A 1259-nucleotide genomic window follows, 5' to 3' on the forward strand; every position below is an offset into this window, starting at 1 on the left:
GTCGCAGGTTCGAGTCCTGCTGCCGGAGCCACAAACCCCTGGAACTCTGTTCCGGGGGTTTTTGCTTTTGTGTCCTGCCCTGCAAATTGCTACTAATAGCGCATCATCCGCCCTGAACTTCGATTAGGATCAATATATGTCATCTCCTGTTTCACGCCGTCACATGGCCAAGGATTTGAGTTTCTCGCAATTGGCTTGGGGCGCATGGCGATTGCGCGACAGCACGGACATCAAAAATGTCGGTGATATTCTGGCATTGATCCACGCCTGCCTTGATGCTGGGATTACCACATTTGATCATGCCGACATTTATGGGGGCTACGGATGCGAAACCTATTTTGGCGAGGCATTGGCAAAAGCACCAGAACTGCGCAAGAGAATGGAAATCGTGACCAAGTGCGATGTCGCACTGATCAAGGATGCGCGGCCCGACAACCGGATCAATCATTACAACACCAGCAAGGCGCATATTCTGGCATCGGTTGAAAATTCGCTTCGTAACCTGACAACAGACAGTATCGACATGCTTTTGATCCACCGTCCCGATCCACTGATGATCGCCGACGAGGTTGCGGATGCATTCAACGAACTCCGCCAGTCCGGTAAGGTTCGTCATTTCGGTGTTTCAAACTTTACGCCGTCACAATTCAATCTGTTACAAAGTCGACTTGATACACCGCTCGCCACCAATCAGGTGGAATGTTCGGTTCTGGAACTTGCCCCGATCTTTGATGGCACGTTTGATCAGATGCAGCAAAAGCGGATCCATCCAATGATCTGGTCACCACTTGGTGGCGCACGACTGTTCAACGCGCAAAATGATGTGACAGCCGACCGCTTGCGCCCCGTTCTAGAACGAATGCGTGACAAATATAACCTGCCCGGCATCGCCGAAGTTGCAATTGCATGGCTGTTGCGCCTGCCCTGTCAGCCGGTGCCGGTCCTTGGCACCATGAAGACACACCGCATTACTGATGCAACAACATCCTGCAGCGTTCAACTTGATCGGCAGGACTGGTTTGAAATTCTGATCGCGGCACAGGGGCATCCGGTCCCCTAAGCATTTACAGGCACAGGAAACAGGCGTTCAATTAACCGGAAGGCGACGGGCGATACGATAGTGTGAAAAAAGATGGATTTCGGATCATTTTTTCTCAAAAAGGTCTTGCGGGATCAAAGCTGTTTTATTATACCCCTGCCACGCGCTTCGAACGGAGTGCCAACCCTGATCCGGCATAGCTCAGTTGGTAGAGCAAATG

Annotated in this window: 1 protein-coding gene; it reads left to right on the forward strand. The window is 51.5% G+C overall.

Annotated elements, in window-relative coordinates:
* The first annotated feature begins 136 nt into the window (after positions 1 to 136).
* Positions 137 to 1060, forward strand: a complete 924-nt coding sequence (locus TH468_RS21055) for an aldo/keto reductase family oxidoreductase (RefSeq protein ID WP_085646384.1) — start codon at positions 137 to 139, stop codon at positions 1058 to 1060.
* Positions 1061 to 1259 lie beyond the last annotated feature (199 nt).

It is taken from the genome of Thalassospira sp. MCCC 1A03138 (assembly GCF_002115785.1).
Lineage (GTDB): Bacteria > Pseudomonadota > Alphaproteobacteria > Rhodospirillales > Thalassospiraceae > Thalassospira.

Excerpts from the sequence above, each read along its gene's own strand:
- TH468_RS21055 (WP_085646384.1), top strand. The coding sequence starts at position 137 with ATGTCATCTCCTGTTTCACGCCGTCACATGGCCAAGGATTTGAGTTTC.